The 15,749-nt window shown below is 54.4% G+C and carries 14 protein-coding genes and 1 tRNA gene; 8 read left to right on the top strand and 7 right to left on the bottom strand.

Annotated elements, in window-relative coordinates:
* Window positions 1–244: 244 nt before the first annotated feature.
* The 7 genes from asd (at window position 245) to CAP48_RS13105 (ending at window position 7,075) form a co-directional block, all read left to right on the top strand.
* Window positions 245–1,375: an aspartate-semialdehyde dehydrogenase gene (gene asd, locus CAP48_RS13135; protein ID WP_100697450.1), complete on the top strand. Its 1,131-nt coding sequence runs from the start codon at window positions 245–247 to the stop codon at window positions 1,373–1,375.
* 2 nt (window positions 1,376–1,377) lie between these two features.
* Complete coding sequence (locus CAP48_RS13130) at window positions 1,378–1,593, top strand: hypothetical protein (protein ID WP_100697448.1); 216 nt, start codon at window positions 1,378–1,380, stop codon at window positions 1,591–1,593.
* A complete protein-coding gene (gene truA, locus CAP48_RS13125) occupies window positions 1,559–2,434 on the top strand; it encodes a tRNA pseudouridine(38-40) synthase TruA (RefSeq protein WP_100697446.1) in 876 nt (291 codons plus the stop codon). The genes CAP48_RS13130 and truA overlap by 35 nt, the downstream gene beginning before the upstream one ends.
* 275 nt (window positions 2,435–2,709) lie before the next feature.
* On the top strand, window positions 2,710–3,810 hold the full coding sequence (locus CAP48_RS13120) for a TRAP transporter substrate-binding protein (protein ID WP_100697444.1): 1,101 nt from the start codon (window positions 2,710–2,712) through the stop codon (window positions 3,808–3,810).
* A gap of 117 nt (window positions 3,811–3,927) precedes the next feature.
* Window positions 3,928–4,542 (top strand): TRAP transporter small permease subunit, encoded by a 615-nt coding sequence (locus tag CAP48_RS13115; protein ID WP_100697442.1) that lies wholly within the window; start codon window positions 3,928–3,930, stop codon window positions 4,540–4,542.
* A 2-nt stretch (window positions 4,543–4,544) separates the two neighbouring features.
* On the top strand, window positions 4,545–6,266 hold the full coding sequence (locus CAP48_RS13110) for a TRAP transporter large permease subunit (protein WP_100697440.1): 1,722 nt from the start codon (window positions 4,545–4,547) through the stop codon (window positions 6,264–6,266).
* 140 nt (window positions 6,267–6,406) lie between these two features.
* Window positions 6,407–7,075, top strand: a complete 669-nt coding sequence (locus CAP48_RS13105; RefSeq protein WP_100697438.1) for a phosphoribosylanthranilate isomerase — start codon at window positions 6,407–6,409, stop codon at window positions 7,073–7,075.
* Window positions 7,076–7,292: 217 nt separating this feature from the next.
* On the opposite strand, the gene CAP48_RS13100 is transcribed toward CAP48_RS13105, so the two are convergent.
* From CAP48_RS13100 to dapC, 5 genes are all read right to left on the bottom strand, one after another.
* Window positions 7,293–9,239 (bottom strand): ABC-F family ATP-binding cassette domain-containing protein, encoded by a 1,947-nt coding sequence (locus CAP48_RS13100; protein ID WP_100697436.1) that lies wholly within the window; start codon window positions 9,237–9,239, stop codon window positions 7,293–7,295.
* Between the two features lie 342 nt (window positions 9,240–9,581).
* A complete protein-coding gene (gene prmB, locus CAP48_RS13095; protein ID WP_100697434.1) occupies window positions 9,582–10,481 on the bottom strand; it encodes a 50S ribosomal protein L3 N(5)-glutamine methyltransferase in 900 nt (299 codons plus the stop codon).
* Window positions 10,482–10,528: 47 nt separating this feature from the next.
* Complete coding sequence (gene dapE, locus CAP48_RS13090; RefSeq protein WP_100697432.1) at window positions 10,529–11,671, bottom strand: succinyl-diaminopimelate desuccinylase; 1,143 nt, start codon at window positions 11,669–11,671, stop codon at window positions 10,529–10,531.
* A gap of 2 nt (window positions 11,672–11,673) precedes the next feature.
* Window positions 11,674–12,495: a 2,3,4,5-tetrahydropyridine-2,6-dicarboxylate N-succinyltransferase gene (gene dapD, locus CAP48_RS13085; protein WP_100697430.1), complete on the bottom strand. Its 822-nt coding sequence runs from the start codon at window positions 12,493–12,495 to the stop codon at window positions 11,674–11,676.
* Window positions 12,496–12,703: 208 nt separating this feature from the next.
* On the bottom strand, window positions 12,704–13,906 hold the full coding sequence (dapC, locus tag CAP48_RS13080; RefSeq protein WP_100697428.1) for a succinyldiaminopimelate transaminase: 1,203 nt from the start codon (window positions 13,904–13,906) through the stop codon (window positions 12,704–12,706).
* 237 nt (window positions 13,907–14,143) lie between these two features.
* Between dapC and CAP48_RS13075 the strand changes: the two genes are divergently transcribed.
* Window positions 14,144–14,228, top strand: a tRNA-Leu gene (locus CAP48_RS13075).
* A gap of 203 nt (window positions 14,229–14,431) precedes the next feature.
* Here the strand turns inward: CAP48_RS13075 and CAP48_RS13070 are convergent.
* Together CAP48_RS13070 and CAP48_RS13065 are read right to left on the bottom strand one after the other, a co-directional pair.
* The gene (locus CAP48_RS13070; RefSeq protein WP_100697426.1) at window positions 14,432–15,085 is read right to left on the bottom strand and encodes an alpha/beta fold hydrolase; all 654 of its coding nucleotides are present in this window, start codon (window positions 15,083–15,085) and stop codon (window positions 14,432–14,434) included.
* A gap of 85 nt (window positions 15,086–15,170) precedes the next feature.
* On the bottom strand, window positions 15,171–15,545 hold the full coding sequence (locus CAP48_RS13065; protein WP_100697424.1) for a VOC family protein: 375 nt from the start codon (window positions 15,543–15,545) through the stop codon (window positions 15,171–15,173).
* Between the last annotated feature and the right edge of the window lie 204 nt (window positions 15,546–15,749).

Genomic DNA, 15,749 nt, shown 5'->3' with positions numbered 1-15,749 from the left:
GCTATCGCGATTATATTTCAGCACGTATATCTCAGCGGTTAGATCGCAGTGGGTATTTCTGATTGGTATATTACTAGTTAGTATATTACTGGTCGGTATATTACCGATTGGTATATTACTGGTTGATATATTTCTATCGGAGATAGTCCGACGGGTATACCAGTCTGGAATATTTTAGCCAGTTATTTTGGCTACCGTTATCAGTAAATCAATTTTTCAGTTTCACAGAATCAGGTAAAGAATTATGTCACAGTCAGTGGGTTTTGTCGGGTGGCGCGGAATGGTCGGTTCCGTGCTTATGCAGCGCATGCGCGATGAAGGCGATTTTGCCTTTATCAATCCGGTCTTTTTTTCAACGAGCAATGCCGGCGGCAAGGCGCCCGCCTGGGCAGAGGGCGCCGCGCCTTTGCAGGACGCGCATGACATTGACGCACTGAAGAAATTGCCCATTATTGTGACGGCCCAGGGCGGCGACTACACCACGCAGGTGCATGGCAAATTGCGAGACGCCGGCTGGGATGGTATCTGGATCGATGCGGCTAGCACACTGCGCATGAAAGACAATTCCATTATTGTGCTGGACCCGGTGAACCGTAACGTGATCGATACGGCCATTAGCAAAGGCGTGCGCGATTTTGTTGGTGGCAACTGTACCGTCAGCTGCATGCTGATGGGCTTGGCCGGCCTGTTCAAGCACGATTTGGTCGACTGGATGACCAGCATGACATACCAGGCAGCCTCTGGCGGTGGTGCCCAGCACATGCGTGAACTGCTGACCCAGTTTGGGCAGCTCAATGCAGCCGTCAAGCCGTTGCTGGACGACCCGGCCTCTGCGATTCTTGAAATAGACCGCCAGGTGCTGGCAAAACAGCAAGATCCGAATCTGCCGCGCGACATGTTCGGCGTGCCGCTGGGTGGCAGCTTGATCCCGTGGATAGACAAAGAGCTCGACAATGGTCAGTCCCGTGAAGAGTGGAAGGCCGAGGCAGAAACCAATAAAATCCTGGGTCGTGGCGAAGGCTTTGGTACGTCTCCCATTCCTATCGATGGCCTGTGTGTCCGTATCGGCGCCATGCGCTGTCACAGCCAGGCACTGACGATCAAGTTGAAAAAAGACGTTTCTATTGACGAAATCACCGACATGCTCAAGGAAGGCACAGAGTGGGCCAAAGTCGTCCCCAATACGCGTGAGCAAACGATGCAGGATCTGACGCCTGTCGCGACAACAGGCACACTGGATATTCCTGTGGGTCGTTTGCGCAAGATGTCCATGGGGCCCGAGTATCTGAGTGCATTCACTGTCGGAGACCAGCTGTTGTGGGGTGCGGCAGAGCCGCTGCGTCGCATGTTGCGCATCAGCGTCGGAGAGCTGTAACCATGGAACTGCCCACCTGGATCGGCAACTATGTTGCGCTATGGCTGCTTGGTGTATTAGGCGTCATCGTCGTGGGCCTGTTCATCATGCAACGTCATGATCAGCGCCGTAAGGCGCGGCTGCCGGCAGGGCCGGGCTACGACGCCTTCCAGCAGAAACTCAAATCCATCAATCTGGATCTGGATGCACCTGACTCCGACGCTTCAAGCCGATCCTGACCTGACGCCTTCGCTGGCGGGCGAATCTGCGTCCCGGCGCATCGCACTGGGCATCGCCTACAATGGCAAGCCCTATCTGGGTTGGCAGACTCAGCCGGGCGGGCGTACGGTTCAGGACACCCTGGAAAAGGCGCTGGCCGCTTTCACGTGCGAGGCGACGCCAACCATTTGCGCGGGACGTACCGATACCGGCGTGCACGCTCGTGCGCAGGTGGTGCATATCAATACCGCCATCGACAGGCGCATGGAGTCGTGGGTAAGAGGGGTTAATGCCCATTTGCCACCGGATATTACAGTGCGATGGGCTCGCCAAATGCCCGACGATTTTCACTCGCGCTTCTCGGCCACCTCTCGCACGTATGTCTACCTGTTGCGCAATGAACGCATTTTGTCCCCGCATTGGCATGGCAGGGCGGGTTGGGACTTTCATCCGCTCGACTTGGACGCGATGCAAATGGCGGCACGACATTTGATCGGGCAACATGATTTCAGCAGCTTTCGCTCCTCGCAATGCCAGGCGGCCAGCCCGGTGCGTATCATCGAGCATCTGAGCATTGTGCAGCAGGGGACGTTTTTTATCTTTACCCTCAAAGCCAACGCTTTTTTACATCACATGGTGCGCAATATTCTGGGCTGTCTTCTATATGTCGGCAAAGGCCGCTATCGGCCCGACTGGATCGTGCAGGTGCTGGCAGAACGCGACCGCAAGGTGGCGGCGCCCACATTCATGGCCGACGGACTGTATTTCGCCCAAGCCCATTATCCTGCTCATTTTGGCCTTGAGCCGCTGGACGCCTTCGATATAAGCAATCCCTTGCAGGCGCTGCTCATTGAATCCTGAGCCGGCCATTGCATGTGCAATAAAAACAACAAGTTAGACATGCATCAGTCGTAGACCTCTTGGGTAAATCGCCAAATCTATTGCAATTGCAATGGAGCGTGAAATATGCCGTGCATGATTCCTGTCACAAGAACGTATTGCAAGTGAAATTGCATTGCGGCACCGCAAATAAGGGTAATTCTTAAGGGTAAAAAGAAACTGATTCCTGTACCATCCTCCCGGTAACCAAAAGTTCGCTCCCTTTCTACTCACAATACCCATTGGAGACATAAACGATGAAACGTCGTTCCTTCCTCAAGCAGGCGACTGCTGGTGTTGCTGCAACGGGTGGTGCTGTATTGGCATCACCCGTTTTTGCGCAGGACGCACCAAGTATCAGCTGGCGCCTGGCTTCCAGCTTCCCTACCAGTGCCGACGCCATTTACAACGGCAGCGTCAATTTTGCCAAGCATCTATCGGAAGCGACCGATGGCAAGTTCAAAGTCAGTGTCCATCATGCAGGGGAAGTGGTCCCGGCGTTGCAGGTGCTGGATGCCGTTCAGAACAATACCGTGCAATGTGGTCACAGTGCGGCTTATTACTATTACGGAAAGGATCCGGCGCTCAGCTTCGATGCCGCAGTACCGTTTGGCCTCAATACCCGCCAGTACAACGCATGGATGCGTGCCGGCAACGGACTGGCCCTGACCCGCGAAGTATATAAAAAATTCAATATTGTTAACTTCCCTTGCGGCCATACCGGCACGCAAATGGGTGGCTGGTTCCGTAAGGAAATCAATAGCGTAGAGGATCTCAAGGGTCTGAAAATGCGCTGCAGCGCTTTTGCCGGCGCGGTGCTTTCACGACTGGGCGTCATCCCGCAACAGGTTGCCGGGGGCGATATCTATCCGTCGCTGGAGAAAGGCACGATTGATGCTGCTGAATGGATCGGTCCGTACGACGATGAGAAACTCGGCTTCAATAAAGTGGCCAAGTACTATTATTATCCAGGCTGGTGGGAAGGTGGCTTTCAGGTATCCCTGTACGTGAATGATGGCGAATACGAAAAACTGCCCAAGCACTACCAGGCTGCCATCATGCAGGCCAGCGCACTGGCAACCGAAGAAATGATCGGCACTTATGATGCCAAAAACCCGGGCGCACTGCGTCGTCTGATCGCCGGTGGCGGTGTTTTGAAGCGTTTTCCCAAGGCGGTGCTTGATGCCTCTTTTGCCGAAGCGACCAAAATTTTTGAAGAGCTATCCGCAAAAGATCCGCTGTTCAAGAAAATTCATGACGACTACATGGCGTTCCGCGATGATGTCTACCCGTGGTTCGGCGTTGCCGAGTTCAGCTACGATGCATTCATGCTGGACGCATTGAGAAACAAAAAATAAAAACAACGGGTAAAATTCCTGTTTTGCTGGCACCATTTTCTCAAAGGAAAAAGGGACCGGCAAAACAGGCATGTACTGGTTTTCTCTTTCTTTTCCCTATTTTTGGTGCGAAAGCAAATGAAGTTTCTCTTCACCCTTTCCCGGGCTATTGATGCGCTCATGAATGCGGTTGGCCGGGCGGTAATCTGGCTAACGCTGGTCGTGGTGCTCATCAGCGCGGCAAACGCCGTTGTGCGTAAAGTATTCCATTACAGCTCCAATGGCTGGCTGGAAATCCAATGGTACCTTTTCGGCGCGATCTTCCTGCTCGCGGCCGGTTATACCTTTCTCAAGAACGAACATGTGCGTGTAGACATCATCTCGCAGCACCTGCCTAAGCGCACCCAGATTATTATCGAGACGGTCGCTGTTCTGTTTTTTATGCTGCCGGCTTGCATGTTGCTGATTTACCTGTCCTGGCCCTTTTTCATGCTGTCATTTGAAACCAATGAACAGTCCTCCAATGCCGGCGGCCTGGTGCGATGGCCGGTCAAATTGCTTATTCCGCTGGGCTTCTCGTTGCTGGTGCTGGCGGGAGTCTCTCACCTGATCAAGTGCGTCGCGTTCCTCTGTGGGAAAGGTCCGGATCCTCTGGCGCCGATGGGGGGCAAAACCGCGGAAGAGCTGCTGGCCGAAGAAATCGCGGCCGAAGCCGAATTGAAACGACAACAATCACTGCAGGCGGGTAACTAAGCATGGAGTTCTTAATACAAAATATGCCGCCGATCATGTTCCTGACATTGATCTGCTTTTTGCTGCTGGGCTTCCCAGTTGCTTTTTCGCTTGCAGCCAACGGTATTCTGTACGCGCTGCTGGGTATCGCCTTTGGCGAATTTACGTTCCCGTTCCTGCAGGCGCTGCCTGACCGCGTTTTCGGTATTGTGCAGAACGACTCCCTGCTGGCCGTGCCGTTCTTTACGCTGATGGGCCTGATTCTGGAGCGATCGGGTATGGCAGAAGATCTGCTGGAGACCATCGGCCAGTTATTCGGTCCGATTCGTGGCGGCCTGGCCATTGCCGTTGTATTCGTCGGCGCCATGCTGGCCGCCACGACTGGCGTGGTTTCGGCGTCGGTCATTTCCATGGGTCTTATCTCGTTGCCTATCATGCTGCGTTATGGCTATGATCGCAAACTGGCCACGGGCGTGATTGCGGCCTCGGGCACCTTGTCACAAATCGTTCCGCCATCGCTGGTGCTCATTATCCTGGCGGACCAGCTGGGTCGTTCCATTGGCGATATGTATCGCGGCGCCATGATTCCCGGCTTTATTCTGGCCAGCGCCTATATTGCGTATGTCATCCTGGCTTCGTTGATCAAGCCTTCCTATGCGCCGGCGCTGCCGCCCGAAGCGCGTGTTTATCGCGAACCTAACGGTAGTAACGGCCTGCCGTCGCTGGTTGTGCTGGTCGTCATTGCCAGCGTTGGTGCCTGGCTGCTGGGCAGGGTGTTTTTATCAGAAAAAAGCGCAGCCGATGAGACCATCGTGCTCAATCTCTTGCTTTGGGGCGTTATCGCGTTTGTCATCGCTGGCCTGAACAAGGCGCTGGGGCTGGGCATGCTGTCCAAGATCGCCGAACGCGTGGTATTTGTGATGGTGCCGCCGCTGTTCCTGATCTTTCTGGTATTGGGCACGATCTTTATCGGTGTTGCCACTCCCACAGAAGGCGGGGCGATGGGGGCAGTAGGGGCGATCATCATGGCGCTCATTCGCCGTCGCCTGACGCTGTCCCTGCTTAAACAGGCCATGGACACCACGACCAAGCTGACCAGCTTTGTGGTATTCATCCTGGTTGGGTCCACGATCTTTACGCTAACTTTTACCGGCTTTGGCGGACAGCACTGGGTAGAGGCGCTGTTTGCGTCACTGCCGGGTGGAGAAATCGGCTTTCTGGTTGTGGTCAGCATTGCCACATTCCTGCTGGCGTTCTTCCTGGATTTCTTTGAGCTGGCCTTTATTATTGTGCCACTGCTGGGTCCGGTTGCAGACAAAATGGGGATTGATCTGATCTGGTTCGGCGTCTTGCTGGCGGTGAACATGCAGACCTCGTTCATGCATCCGCCGTTTGGCTTTGCCCTGTTCTATCTGCGTTCGGTAGCGCCCAAGCAGGACTATACCGACAAGGTCACCGGCAAAGTGATCAAACGGGTGACCACGGGCGAAATCTACAAGGGTTCAATTCCGTTCATCATTATTCAGTTGTTCATGGTGGCCGCAGTGATGACGTTTCCCGGTATGGTCATGCATTACAAGGGAGCGGGCACGGGCATTGACCCAAGCCAGGTCACCTTCGATACCGGCAACTCCTATGACTCCGATCCTTACGGATCTGATAGTGGCAGTGGCAGCAGCGACAGTGGCAGCGACAGTGGTGGACAGGACAATGCCTACGATGATCCGGCCAACGCCTTTAAATAGCCGATTTTCCTGGGCCGGGACGTTTTTTTTTCCAGCCCAGGTGAAGCGATAGCGGGGTTTTTGCAGGCATGACCCCGAAAATTTCGGTAAACTCGAAACCCTGGCATATGCTTTTGCCGGGGTTTTTTATGGAATAGAAAATGAGAATCCGCGTTAAGTTCTGTGGACTGACATCAGAAAAAGACATCCACGATGCCGTTCATGCCGGTGCCGATGCGATTGGGCTGGTGCTGTATGAAAGGAGCAAACGCTATGTGCCATTGGTGCAGGCGGCGGCGCTGCGTCGCCAGGTTCCGGCCTTTGTCAATGCTATCACCCTGACAGTCAATGCCGATGCGCAAGAGATTGAACAGATCATGCACCGGGTGCAGCCGGATTTTATCCAGTTCCACGGCGATGAAACGGCCGATTTCTGTGAACAGTTCTCTTATCCCTATATCCGCGCGCTGCGAGTGGGTGCGCCGGGGCTGGAGTCGCCCGGGCAAATTGCCGCGGCGGTCGGCAGCTATCCGAATGCCCATGCTTTTCTGTTTGATGCCTATTCGCCGGCCTATGGTGGCGCCGGTATTTCATTTGATATTGCCATGCTGGCTCAGGTAAGCGAGGCTCTACCGGCACACAAAATAATGATCGCCGGCGGCCTGAACGCTTCCAATATTGCCGCGCTGGTGAACAGCTATCATCCCTATGCGGTTGATCTGAGTAGCGGCATTGAAATTGCTCCGGGCGAAAAAAGCGCAGGCAAAATGCGATCGTTTATGCTGGCACTGTGCGAAGCCGACAAACTGCATCGGCCCACAGAGCTTTAACCAGCGCAAGACAGGACAGCCGGGGACACGGCAAAAATTTTTTATTCAGGCTGGTTTTCATCCAGTCAGGTATTGCTGCAATCAGGCCTTGGTCCGATCAGCACTTAATTTGAACTCGTCTTGATTCGAGCGCATCTTGCTTCGAGCCCATTTTGATTCGGTCTGGCCTTGCTCCAATCTGACCATGGTTCGTGCTGCTCTGGATTCGATCTGGTTCTTATTCGACCTGGCTCTGCACCGATAGGGCGTCGATGGACTCATGCAATTGCAGCCATTCTTCTTCCAGGCTTTCTGCCTTGCCGGTCAGTTCGCCGTGCTCGGCCAGCACCTTGACTCGTTCGTCGCGCCGTGCATCTGAATAAAAACTCTCGTCGGCAATCAGGGTATTGATTTGCGCGATCCTGGCCTGGGCTGCCTCCATCGCTTTTTCCACCTGCACCAGACGCTTGTCCAGCGGCTTGCGCAAGTGAGCAATGCGCTGGCGTTCTTCGGCCTGCTGGCGCCGCACTGCCTTGCGATCGGGCGCAGCGCTCAATCCATCGGCCGTAAGCAAGGCATCACGTTCCTGCTGACGCAGCGAAAGCGTACGCTGATTGAGCCAGTCGCGATAGTCGTCCAAATCACCGTCGAACTCCATCACCTGTCCATCTGCGACAATCCAGAAGCTGTCTACGGTGGTACGCAGAAGATGCCGGTCATGCGAGACCATCAGCATGCTGCCGTCGAACTCGGCCAGGGCAGTGGCCAGCGCTTCACGGGTATCCACGTCCAGGTGGTTGCTGGGTTCATCCAGCAAAAGCAGATTCGGTTTTTGCCAAACGATAAGCGAGAGGGCCAGCCGCGCTTTTTCCCCGCCGGAAAAGGGCGCCACTTTGTCATTGACCTTGTCGCCGCCAAACCCGAAGCCACCCAGATAATTGCGCAGCTCCTGTTCCCGCGCATCAGGTGCGATACGTTGCAGGTGCTGTAGCGGACTGGCGTTCACGTCCAACATATCCAGCTGGTGCTGAGCAAAATAGCCGATTTCCAGGCCTTTAGAGGGCTTGTAATGGCCGGCCAACGGGGCAAGTTCACGCGCGATGGTTTTGATCAGGGTACTTTTACCGGCGCCATTGACGCCCAGCACACCGATGCGTGCACCCGAGCGAATCATTAGCTCAATGTTGCTCAGAATCGGAGTCTGATTGCCTTGCGCGTCAATGTAACCGGTAGATACTTTATCCAGGCGAAGCAGCGGATCCGGCATGGACGGAGGTGAGGGGATATGAATATAAATGCCCGACTCGGCCTGTAGCGGCGCCAGTTTCTCCATGCGAGCCAATGCCTTGACGCGGCTTTGCGCCTGCTTGGCCTTGGTGGCTTTTGCTTTGAAACGGTCAATGAATGACTGCAGCCTGGCCGATTCGCGGCTTTGGCGCTCAATGGCCACTTGAAGTTGCCGCACGCGTTCGGCGCGCTGCGTCAGAAAATCATCGTATCCACCCTTGTAGCGCACCAGTTTTTGCTGGTCCACATGCAGGATCGTTCTGGCTACCGCATTCAGGAATTCAGTATCGTGAGAAATCAGGATGACCGTGCCTTCGTACGCGGCCAGCCATCGTTCGAGCCACAACATGGCGTCCAGATCGAGGTGATTGGTCGGTTCGTCAAGCAGCAGCAGTTCAGAGGGGGCCATCAGCGCGCGAGCTAGCGCCAGGCGCATTTGCCAGCCACCCGAAAAACTGTTGACCGGCTGCATCCACTGTTCTGGTTTGAAGCCCAGGCCCGCCAGCAATTGCTCGGCCCGCGACGGTGCGCTCCAGGCGTTCGCCTCGGTGAGCGCAGCTTCCAGTTCACCAATTCGGGTCCCATCAATATCAGGCGTATCAGCACGGACACGCTGCAGCTGTCGCAAATGCTTGTCGCCATCAATGACAAACTCCCGCGCCGGCTGATCGGTGGCGTGAATTTCCTGTTCTACCGTGGCAATTCGCCACGATTCGGGAATAAACAGATCCCCGGCATCGGCGTCCATTTGGCCTTGAAGCATGGCAAACAGCGTGGTCTTGCCCGAGCCGTTTTTACCGACAACGCCAACGCGTTCCTTGGGATGAACCACAAAGTCGGTATTTTCCAGCAGCACCTTGGTGCCGCGACGTAATGTAAGGCCAGAAGAACGAATCAAAGCAAATAACCTGAAAATAACGAATTATAAAAAAACGATGTACAAAGGCACATTGTAAAAAACGCGCCGGACTAGACGCGATGTATAAGAGACTTTGTACAAAATACCTTTGTACAAAAATACGAAGCATAGGCTTCAAAGCACAAACCTCAAAGCAAAAGTCATCAAGGGCGCCGACCATAACGATGACGGACAGCATATCCGGTTAAACAAGCGTTATGCCACCTGAAAATCGGGCACAAGCTGCGCCGTGACCGCGCGCCGGTGCGCTCATCTGGCCGTGTCATCGGGCACACGCCAGGCGCTCCATCACTGGATTTAACCTCAGGCGGCCAGCTATGGTCAGCGCGTTTGCAGCTGTTCCCGCGTCAGCAATAACAGCGAATCATCGGAATGCGCGGTTTCCAGAAACACCGGATTCAGTGTCGGGAACGCGTTGATGAAATTCTCGTATTCATTGCCGATTTCAAGAATGATAAAGCCGTCGTCCTTCAGATGAACGCAAGCCTGGTCAAGGATATGGCGAACGATATCCATGCCATCGTCGCCACCGGCCAGCGCCAGTACCGGCTCCTGCTGATATTCGCTGGGCAGCTGGGCCATGGCGGTGCTGTTCACATAGGGCGGATTGCAGACAATCACATCATACCGGCGCCCCTCCAGCGGCGCGTACAGGTCGCCCTGCAGTACGTTGACCTGCGCCTGCAATTTGTACATTTCCACATTTCTCTGTGCCAGACGGACGGCATGGTCAGACAAGTCCACTGCATCCACGTGTGCGTTCGGAAAGGCCAGCGCGGCAAGAATGGCCAGGCAACCCGATCCGGTACACAGATCCAGTACATCCTGCACGCTGTCGGGTTCATCAATCCAGGGTTCAAGCTGCTCGGCCAGCAGTTCCGAGATCGGCGAGCGCGGCACAATGACCCGCTTGTCGACCAGAAAACGCTGGCCTTGCAGCCAGGCCTCGCCGGTCAGGTATGCCAATGGCACCCGTTTTTTTACGCGCAGCTCGATCAGACTGATGCATTTCTTTTTCTCGTCGTCCAGCAATCTGGCATCCAGAAACGGATCCAGTGTATCGAGCGGCAGATGCAATGTGGACAGAACCAGATAGACGGCTTCGTCCCAGGCATTGTCACTGCCGTGGCCGAAGGCCAGCTGCGCATCGTTGAAGCGCGATACGGCGTAACGGATCACATCGCGGACCGTTTTCAGTTCATTGTGGATTTTCGAAGCCATGAGATATCCGATATTGATTGAATAATATGCAACCGCTCAATGGCAGTTTAAAGCAAAAGGTTTTCAAGCGTTTTACGGTAAATGGCGGCCAGTGGTTCCAGGCTGTCTACGTCGATATGCTCATTGATCTGATGGATAGTGGCGTTGATCGGCCCAAATTCAATCACTTGCGGACAAATTTTTGCAATGAAGCGTCCGTCCGAGGTCCCGCCTGTCGTGGACAATGCTGTTTGTACACCGGTAACGTCCCGAATGGCTGCCGACAAGGCGTCGGACAGCTCGCCCCGGGGCGTCAGAAACGGTTCACCTCCAAGTGTCCATTCAATGGTGCTTTCCAGCTGGTGTGCGTCCAGAATGGCCTGTACACGGGATTTGAGCGATTCAACGGTACTGGCAGTGGAAAACCGGATATTGAATAGAAATTCCGCTGTGCCCGGCACCACATTGGTCGCGCCCGTACCCGCATGGAAATTGGAAATCTGAAAGGTCGTTGGCGGAAAGTATTCATTACCCTGGTCCCATTCGGTGCCGGCCAGATCATGCAAAGCCGGTGCGCATAAATGGATAGGGTTGCGGGCAAGGTGCGGATAAGCGACATGACCCTGCAGTCCCTTGATGGTGACCTTGCCTGACAGCGAGCCCCTGCGTCCATTTTTGATGACGTCTCCCAATGTTGCTGTCGAGGTGGGTTCGCCTACAATACAGTAATCGGGCTGTATTCCCTGTTGCTTGAGGTACTCGCAGACCTTGACGGTGCCATTGATTGACGGGCCTTCTTCGTCCGAGGTGATCAGCATGGCGATGGAGCCGCGGTGATCAGGGTGGTCCTGTACAAACGCTTTGGCCGCGACCGTGAACGCTGCGATTGAGCTTTTCATATCCGCAGCGCCACGGCCATACAACTTGCCATCGCGAATTGTCGGCACAAAAGGATCGCTTTGCCATTGCTCCAGCGGACCGGTTGGCACCACGTCAGTATGACCGGCAAAAATGAGCAGCGGCGCCGCTTCATTGCGCCGCAGCCACAGATTTTGCACCTCTTCGAACGGCAAGTGCTCTGCCACAAAACCTGATTCGGCCAGCTCTGCAGCCAGCATCTGCTGACAATCTTTATCGTCAGGCGTGATGGACTGGCGCGCGATCAGCGTCTGGGTCAGGTCCAGGACCGGTGAAGAAACGGCGTTATTCATGATCAGGCACGCAGCAAATCGTTAATGCTGGTCTTGGCGCGGGTTTTGGCGTCCACGCGCTTGACAATCACTGCGCAGGCCAGGCTGTACGAGCCGTCGGCGGCGGGCAGGGTGCCGGGAACAACGACCGAACCGGAAGGTACGCGACCATATGTCACTTCGCCGGTTTCGCGGTTATAAATCTTGGTGCTCTGCGAAATAAAGACACCCATGGCCAGTACCGAGTTTTCTTCAATAATCACGCCTTCGACGACTTCGGAGCGTGCGCCGATAAAACAGTTATCTTCAATGATGGTGGGGTTCGCCTGCAGTGGTTCCAGCACGCCGCCAATACCCACGCCGCCCGACAAGTGGACATTCTTGCCGATCTGAGCGCAGGATCCCACGGTTGCCCACGTATCGACCATTGTGTTTTCGTCCACATAGGCGCCGATGTTCACGTAAGAAGGCATCAGGACCACATTTTTCCCGATAAAAGCGCCACGGCGCGCCACGGCGTTGGGAACCACGCGGTAGCCGCCTGCTTTGAAGTCCTCGTCGGTAAAGTCCTGGAATTTCAGTGGCACTTTGTCGAAAAACTGCATCGGTGAAGTGTTCATGACCACATTGTCATTCAGGCGGAAGGACAGCAGCACGGCTTTTTTCAGCCACTGGTTCACGATCCAGTCGCCATCTTTTTTCTCGGCAACGCGTAGTGTGCCAGCATCCAGGCCGGCCAGGGCGGTGTTCACGGCATCACGCACTTCGGCAGAAACAGTAGACGAAGACAAATTGGCGCGGTCGTCCCACGCTTTTTCCAGGACGGCTTGAAGATCAGTATTCATAATATTTAAATAGTTTGAAAAAATGATTAATACAATTGTGTAAGGTCTTGGCGCTCGGGTGTGCCGGCTCTTGGCCGATCCATGCGCTTTTGCCTTTCAGGATACCGAAGCTTAACAAAATCCCCGGCCTTGCAGTGAAACTGGCCGCTTGCGCGCCCCTTTATGTAGACACCAGCCGCAGGCCTGCCCGCTGTGGCTTCGGCTCAGTTCAACTGGCGTAGCGCTCACGGACAAACCGGGCAATACGCTGGGCGCCTTCCACACATTGATCCAGCGGTGCGACCAGCGCCAATCGGATACGATTTGAACCGGGGTTGACACCATGGGCTTGCCGCGCCAGATAGCTACCGGGCAGCACAGTGACATGCTGTGCGCCAAATAAATCACGAACGAAATCGGGATCGGCCACCGGTGTTCCCGCCCAAAGGTAGAACGAGGCGTCGGGCATGTTGACGTCCAGCGCCTCCGCCAGAATCGGGTAAACCGCATCGAATTTGGCTTTATACAGCTCGCGATTGTGCACAACATGCGTTTCGTCATTCCATGCAGCAGCACTTGCGGCGCTATATACCGGGCTCATGGCGCTGCCATGGTAGGTGCGGTACAGAAGAAACGATTCGAGCAGGCTTGCATCGCCCGCGACAAAACCGGAGCGCATGCCGGGGACATTCGAGCGTTTGGACAGGCTGGAGAAGCAGACGCAATTTTTAAAATCGGTACGACCCAGCTTGTACGCGGCCTGCAAAACGCCTACCGGGCGCCGCGCGTCGTCAAAATAAATCTCCGAGTAGCATTCATCGGAGGCAATGACAAAACCGTAGCGGTCCGACAGTTCGAACAGCAATTGCCATTCAGACTCCGGCATGACGTTGCCTGCGGGATTGCCCGGAGAACAGACAAATAGCAATTGTGTTTTTTCCCAAATATCCGCGGGCACTGCCGACCAATCGGGGCTGAAATTGCGCTCCGGTACTGCATTGACGTAATAGGGCTGCGCGCCTCCGAGCAGTGCTGCACCTTCATAAATCTGATAGAACGGATTCGGGCAGATGACCAGGCTGTCGCTGGCGCCGTCCAGCACGGTTTGCGCAAAGGCAAACAGCGCTTCGCGGGAGCCCAGGCAAGGCAGAACCTGGCTTTGTGGGTCTGGGGCAGGTATGCCATAGCGACGGCCAATCCACGCAGCGACGGTTTCACGAAGCAGCGCATCCCCTTTGGTGGGAGGATACGCTGACAGCCCGGACAGGTGATGGGTAATGGCTTCATTGACCAGTTCCGGCGTGGCATGTTTGGGCTCGCCAATCGACAGATTGACATGGGACAGCCCGGCCGGCGGTGTTGGCGCGGTTGCGAGCAGGGCCCGAAGTTTCTCAAAGGGATAGGGTTGCAGCAGACGTAATTTCGGATTCATGACAGACCTTGCGTAGATGTGCAAGTTTACCATTTATGGCTTGGTTTCTCTCCTGCTGGCAGGCGTTTAGCCTCTATGGCGCGCCGCTTTTGTCCGGCCTGCATAAAATCGGCGGCAATGGGCCAGCCTGTGGGTTTTTTATCGTCAATTGCGGCGATTTGTTGACAGAAAAGAGCGGAAACGACATATTTCCTTTACGCGCGAGGCCAAACCCTACTATAATCCCCGTTCTTTGATGCGAGCGTGGCGGAATTGGTAGACGCACTGGATTTAGGTTCCAGCGCCGAAAGGTGTAAGAGTTCGAGTCTCTTCGCTCGCACCACAATATTTAAACCTGTGGGACCCAGTAAACAATAAATAATTCAGTGGGTTATTGCCTTTTTTCACTGCCTCTTTGCGGCTAATAGCTAATTTGTCTGTTAATTAAATAAAGATGACTGCCGTCTTACCATGTGAAGACCTCAGGCCGCTTCGATGACCTAATTACCTAATGACGAAAGGCCCGGATTGGCAAGCATTCGTTGCTCAGACCTGAGCCAGCAATATCTCTGCCAAAGTCTCGGGATTATGACGCGCTACATTGTGCCCGCAATCGAGGGAAAAGGTCTTCCACTCAGGCTCGTTGCTCAAGCGCTCATAAAGGTCTAGAAATGGACTGCCTTCCCACCCGTGTGCGCCTATGTAGGTCTTACGCGGCACTTTACGCCAGCGTCCGTCCAGAGTAATCGATTGGAGAAACGTTCCAATCGGATGTGGTCGGCATCGAGGATCAAGATTGGGAGGCGGCGCGCAGTTTAGTCCATCAATTGTTGCACCGGCGACGAACATGTCTCGAAAGTAAGGTGTTGTCAGTGACCAGACCGAGTCACCCGAATCTGGCACATACGCATCTACATAGATCAATGCCCGTATTTGCGACGGTTCTGCGTCAGCCACGCCGCTCACGACCATCCCTCCATAGGATTGCCCGACAATGACCAAGTCTTCGTGCTGTGATCTCACAACGTTAATGACCTCGTTAATGTGAGCGTCAAGGTTGGCCGTAGGGGCGGGAGCATCGCCCAGCCCTGACAGAGTGATCATTAACGCTTTGTGCCCATGTTCCGAAAGTATATCTGCGACTTTCTGGTAGACCCAGCCACCTTGCCAACCGCCGGGTATCAGTATAAAGGTGGCCATATTGTTCATCCTTAAAATTAATGTTCTGAATCACCCGTCAATGACTTGCCCGTCATTGACAGGTGATTCAGAAAGCGAAATTACGCTAATTGGCAGGATTGCTGCAAACCACTTCAATGTTGTGTCCGTCCGGACCGATGACAAAAGCGGCATAATAATTCGCATGATACTCTGGGCGTAGACCGGGAGCGCCATTGTCTTTCCCACCCGCCTGCAACGCTTTTTGATAGAAAGCGTCCACTTGCTCGCGATTTTCTGCGGCGAAGGCCAAGTGCAGGTGCGCGGGTTTTTCTTCGGTCTGGAACAAGCACAATGAAACGTTGCTTTTTGAGCTAAGTTCGACGCCGTATGTCGGCGTTCCCTCGGACGCAACCTTTACGCCGATGGGCTCCAGTGCTTGCAGAAAGAAAGACTTGCTTGCTGCATAGTCGCTGACCCCGAATTTCACATGATCAAACACGGTATACCCCCATGCGTTTAAAATTACGTATTGCCGTAGTGTTGGAAATTATCAATAATTTACTACCCGATATTTCTGTAATCCTATCACTGCCTGGTCACAAAGTCATGCGTCACCCAGCACTTCTGAAGATGGGTGTCGTTTCAGCATAATTTACCCGTCGCTTGCATTTATTGCATTGCTTGCTAAAAAAATCCGCCGTAC

It is taken from the genome of Advenella sp. S44 (assembly GCF_002810445.1).
In the GTDB taxonomy this organism is placed as follows: Bacteria; Pseudomonadota; Gammaproteobacteria; order Burkholderiales; family Burkholderiaceae_B; genus Advenella.
Note: the sequence above shows the minus strand (reverse complement) of the source record. Positions and strands in the feature narration are given on the sequence as shown.

Excerpts from the sequence above, each read along its gene's own strand:
- asd (WP_100697450.1), top strand. The coding sequence starts at position 245 with ATGTCACAGTCAGTGGGTTTTGTCGGGTGGCGCGGAATGGTCGGTTCC.
- CAP48_RS13130 (WP_100697448.1), top strand. The coding sequence starts at position 1,378 with ATGGAACTGCCCACCTGGATCGGCAACTATGTTGCGCTATGGCTGCTT.
- truA (WP_100697446.1), top strand. The coding sequence starts at position 1,559 with ATGCACCTGACTCCGACGCTTCAAGCCGATCCTGACCTGACGCCTTCG.
- CAP48_RS13120 (WP_100697444.1), top strand. The coding sequence starts at position 2,710 with ATGAAACGTCGTTCCTTCCTCAAGCAGGCGACTGCTGGTGTTGCTGCA.
- CAP48_RS13115 (WP_100697442.1), top strand. The coding sequence starts at position 3,928 with ATGAAGTTTCTCTTCACCCTTTCCCGGGCTATTGATGCGCTCATGAAT.
- CAP48_RS13110 (WP_100697440.1), top strand. The coding sequence starts at position 4,545 with ATGGAGTTCTTAATACAAAATATGCCGCCGATCATGTTCCTGACATTG.
- CAP48_RS13105 (WP_100697438.1), top strand. The coding sequence starts at position 6,407 with ATGAGAATCCGCGTTAAGTTCTGTGGACTGACATCAGAAAAAGACATC.
- prmB (WP_100697434.1), bottom strand. The coding sequence starts at position 10,481 with ATGGCTTCGAAAATCCACAATGAACTGAAAACGGTCCGCGATGTGATC.
- dapE (WP_100697432.1), bottom strand. The coding sequence starts at position 11,671 with ATGAATAACGCCGTTTCTTCACCGGTCCTGGACCTGACCCAGACGCTG.
- dapD (WP_100697430.1), bottom strand. The coding sequence starts at position 12,495 with ATGAATACTGATCTTCAAGCCGTCCTGGAAAAAGCGTGGGACGACCGC.
- dapC (WP_100697428.1), bottom strand. The coding sequence starts at position 13,906 with ATGAATCCGAAATTACGTCTGCTGCAACCCTATCCCTTTGAGAAACTT.
- CAP48_RS13070 (WP_100697426.1), bottom strand. The coding sequence starts at position 15,085 with ATGGCCACCTTTATACTGATACCCGGCGGTTGGCAAGGTGGCTGGGTC.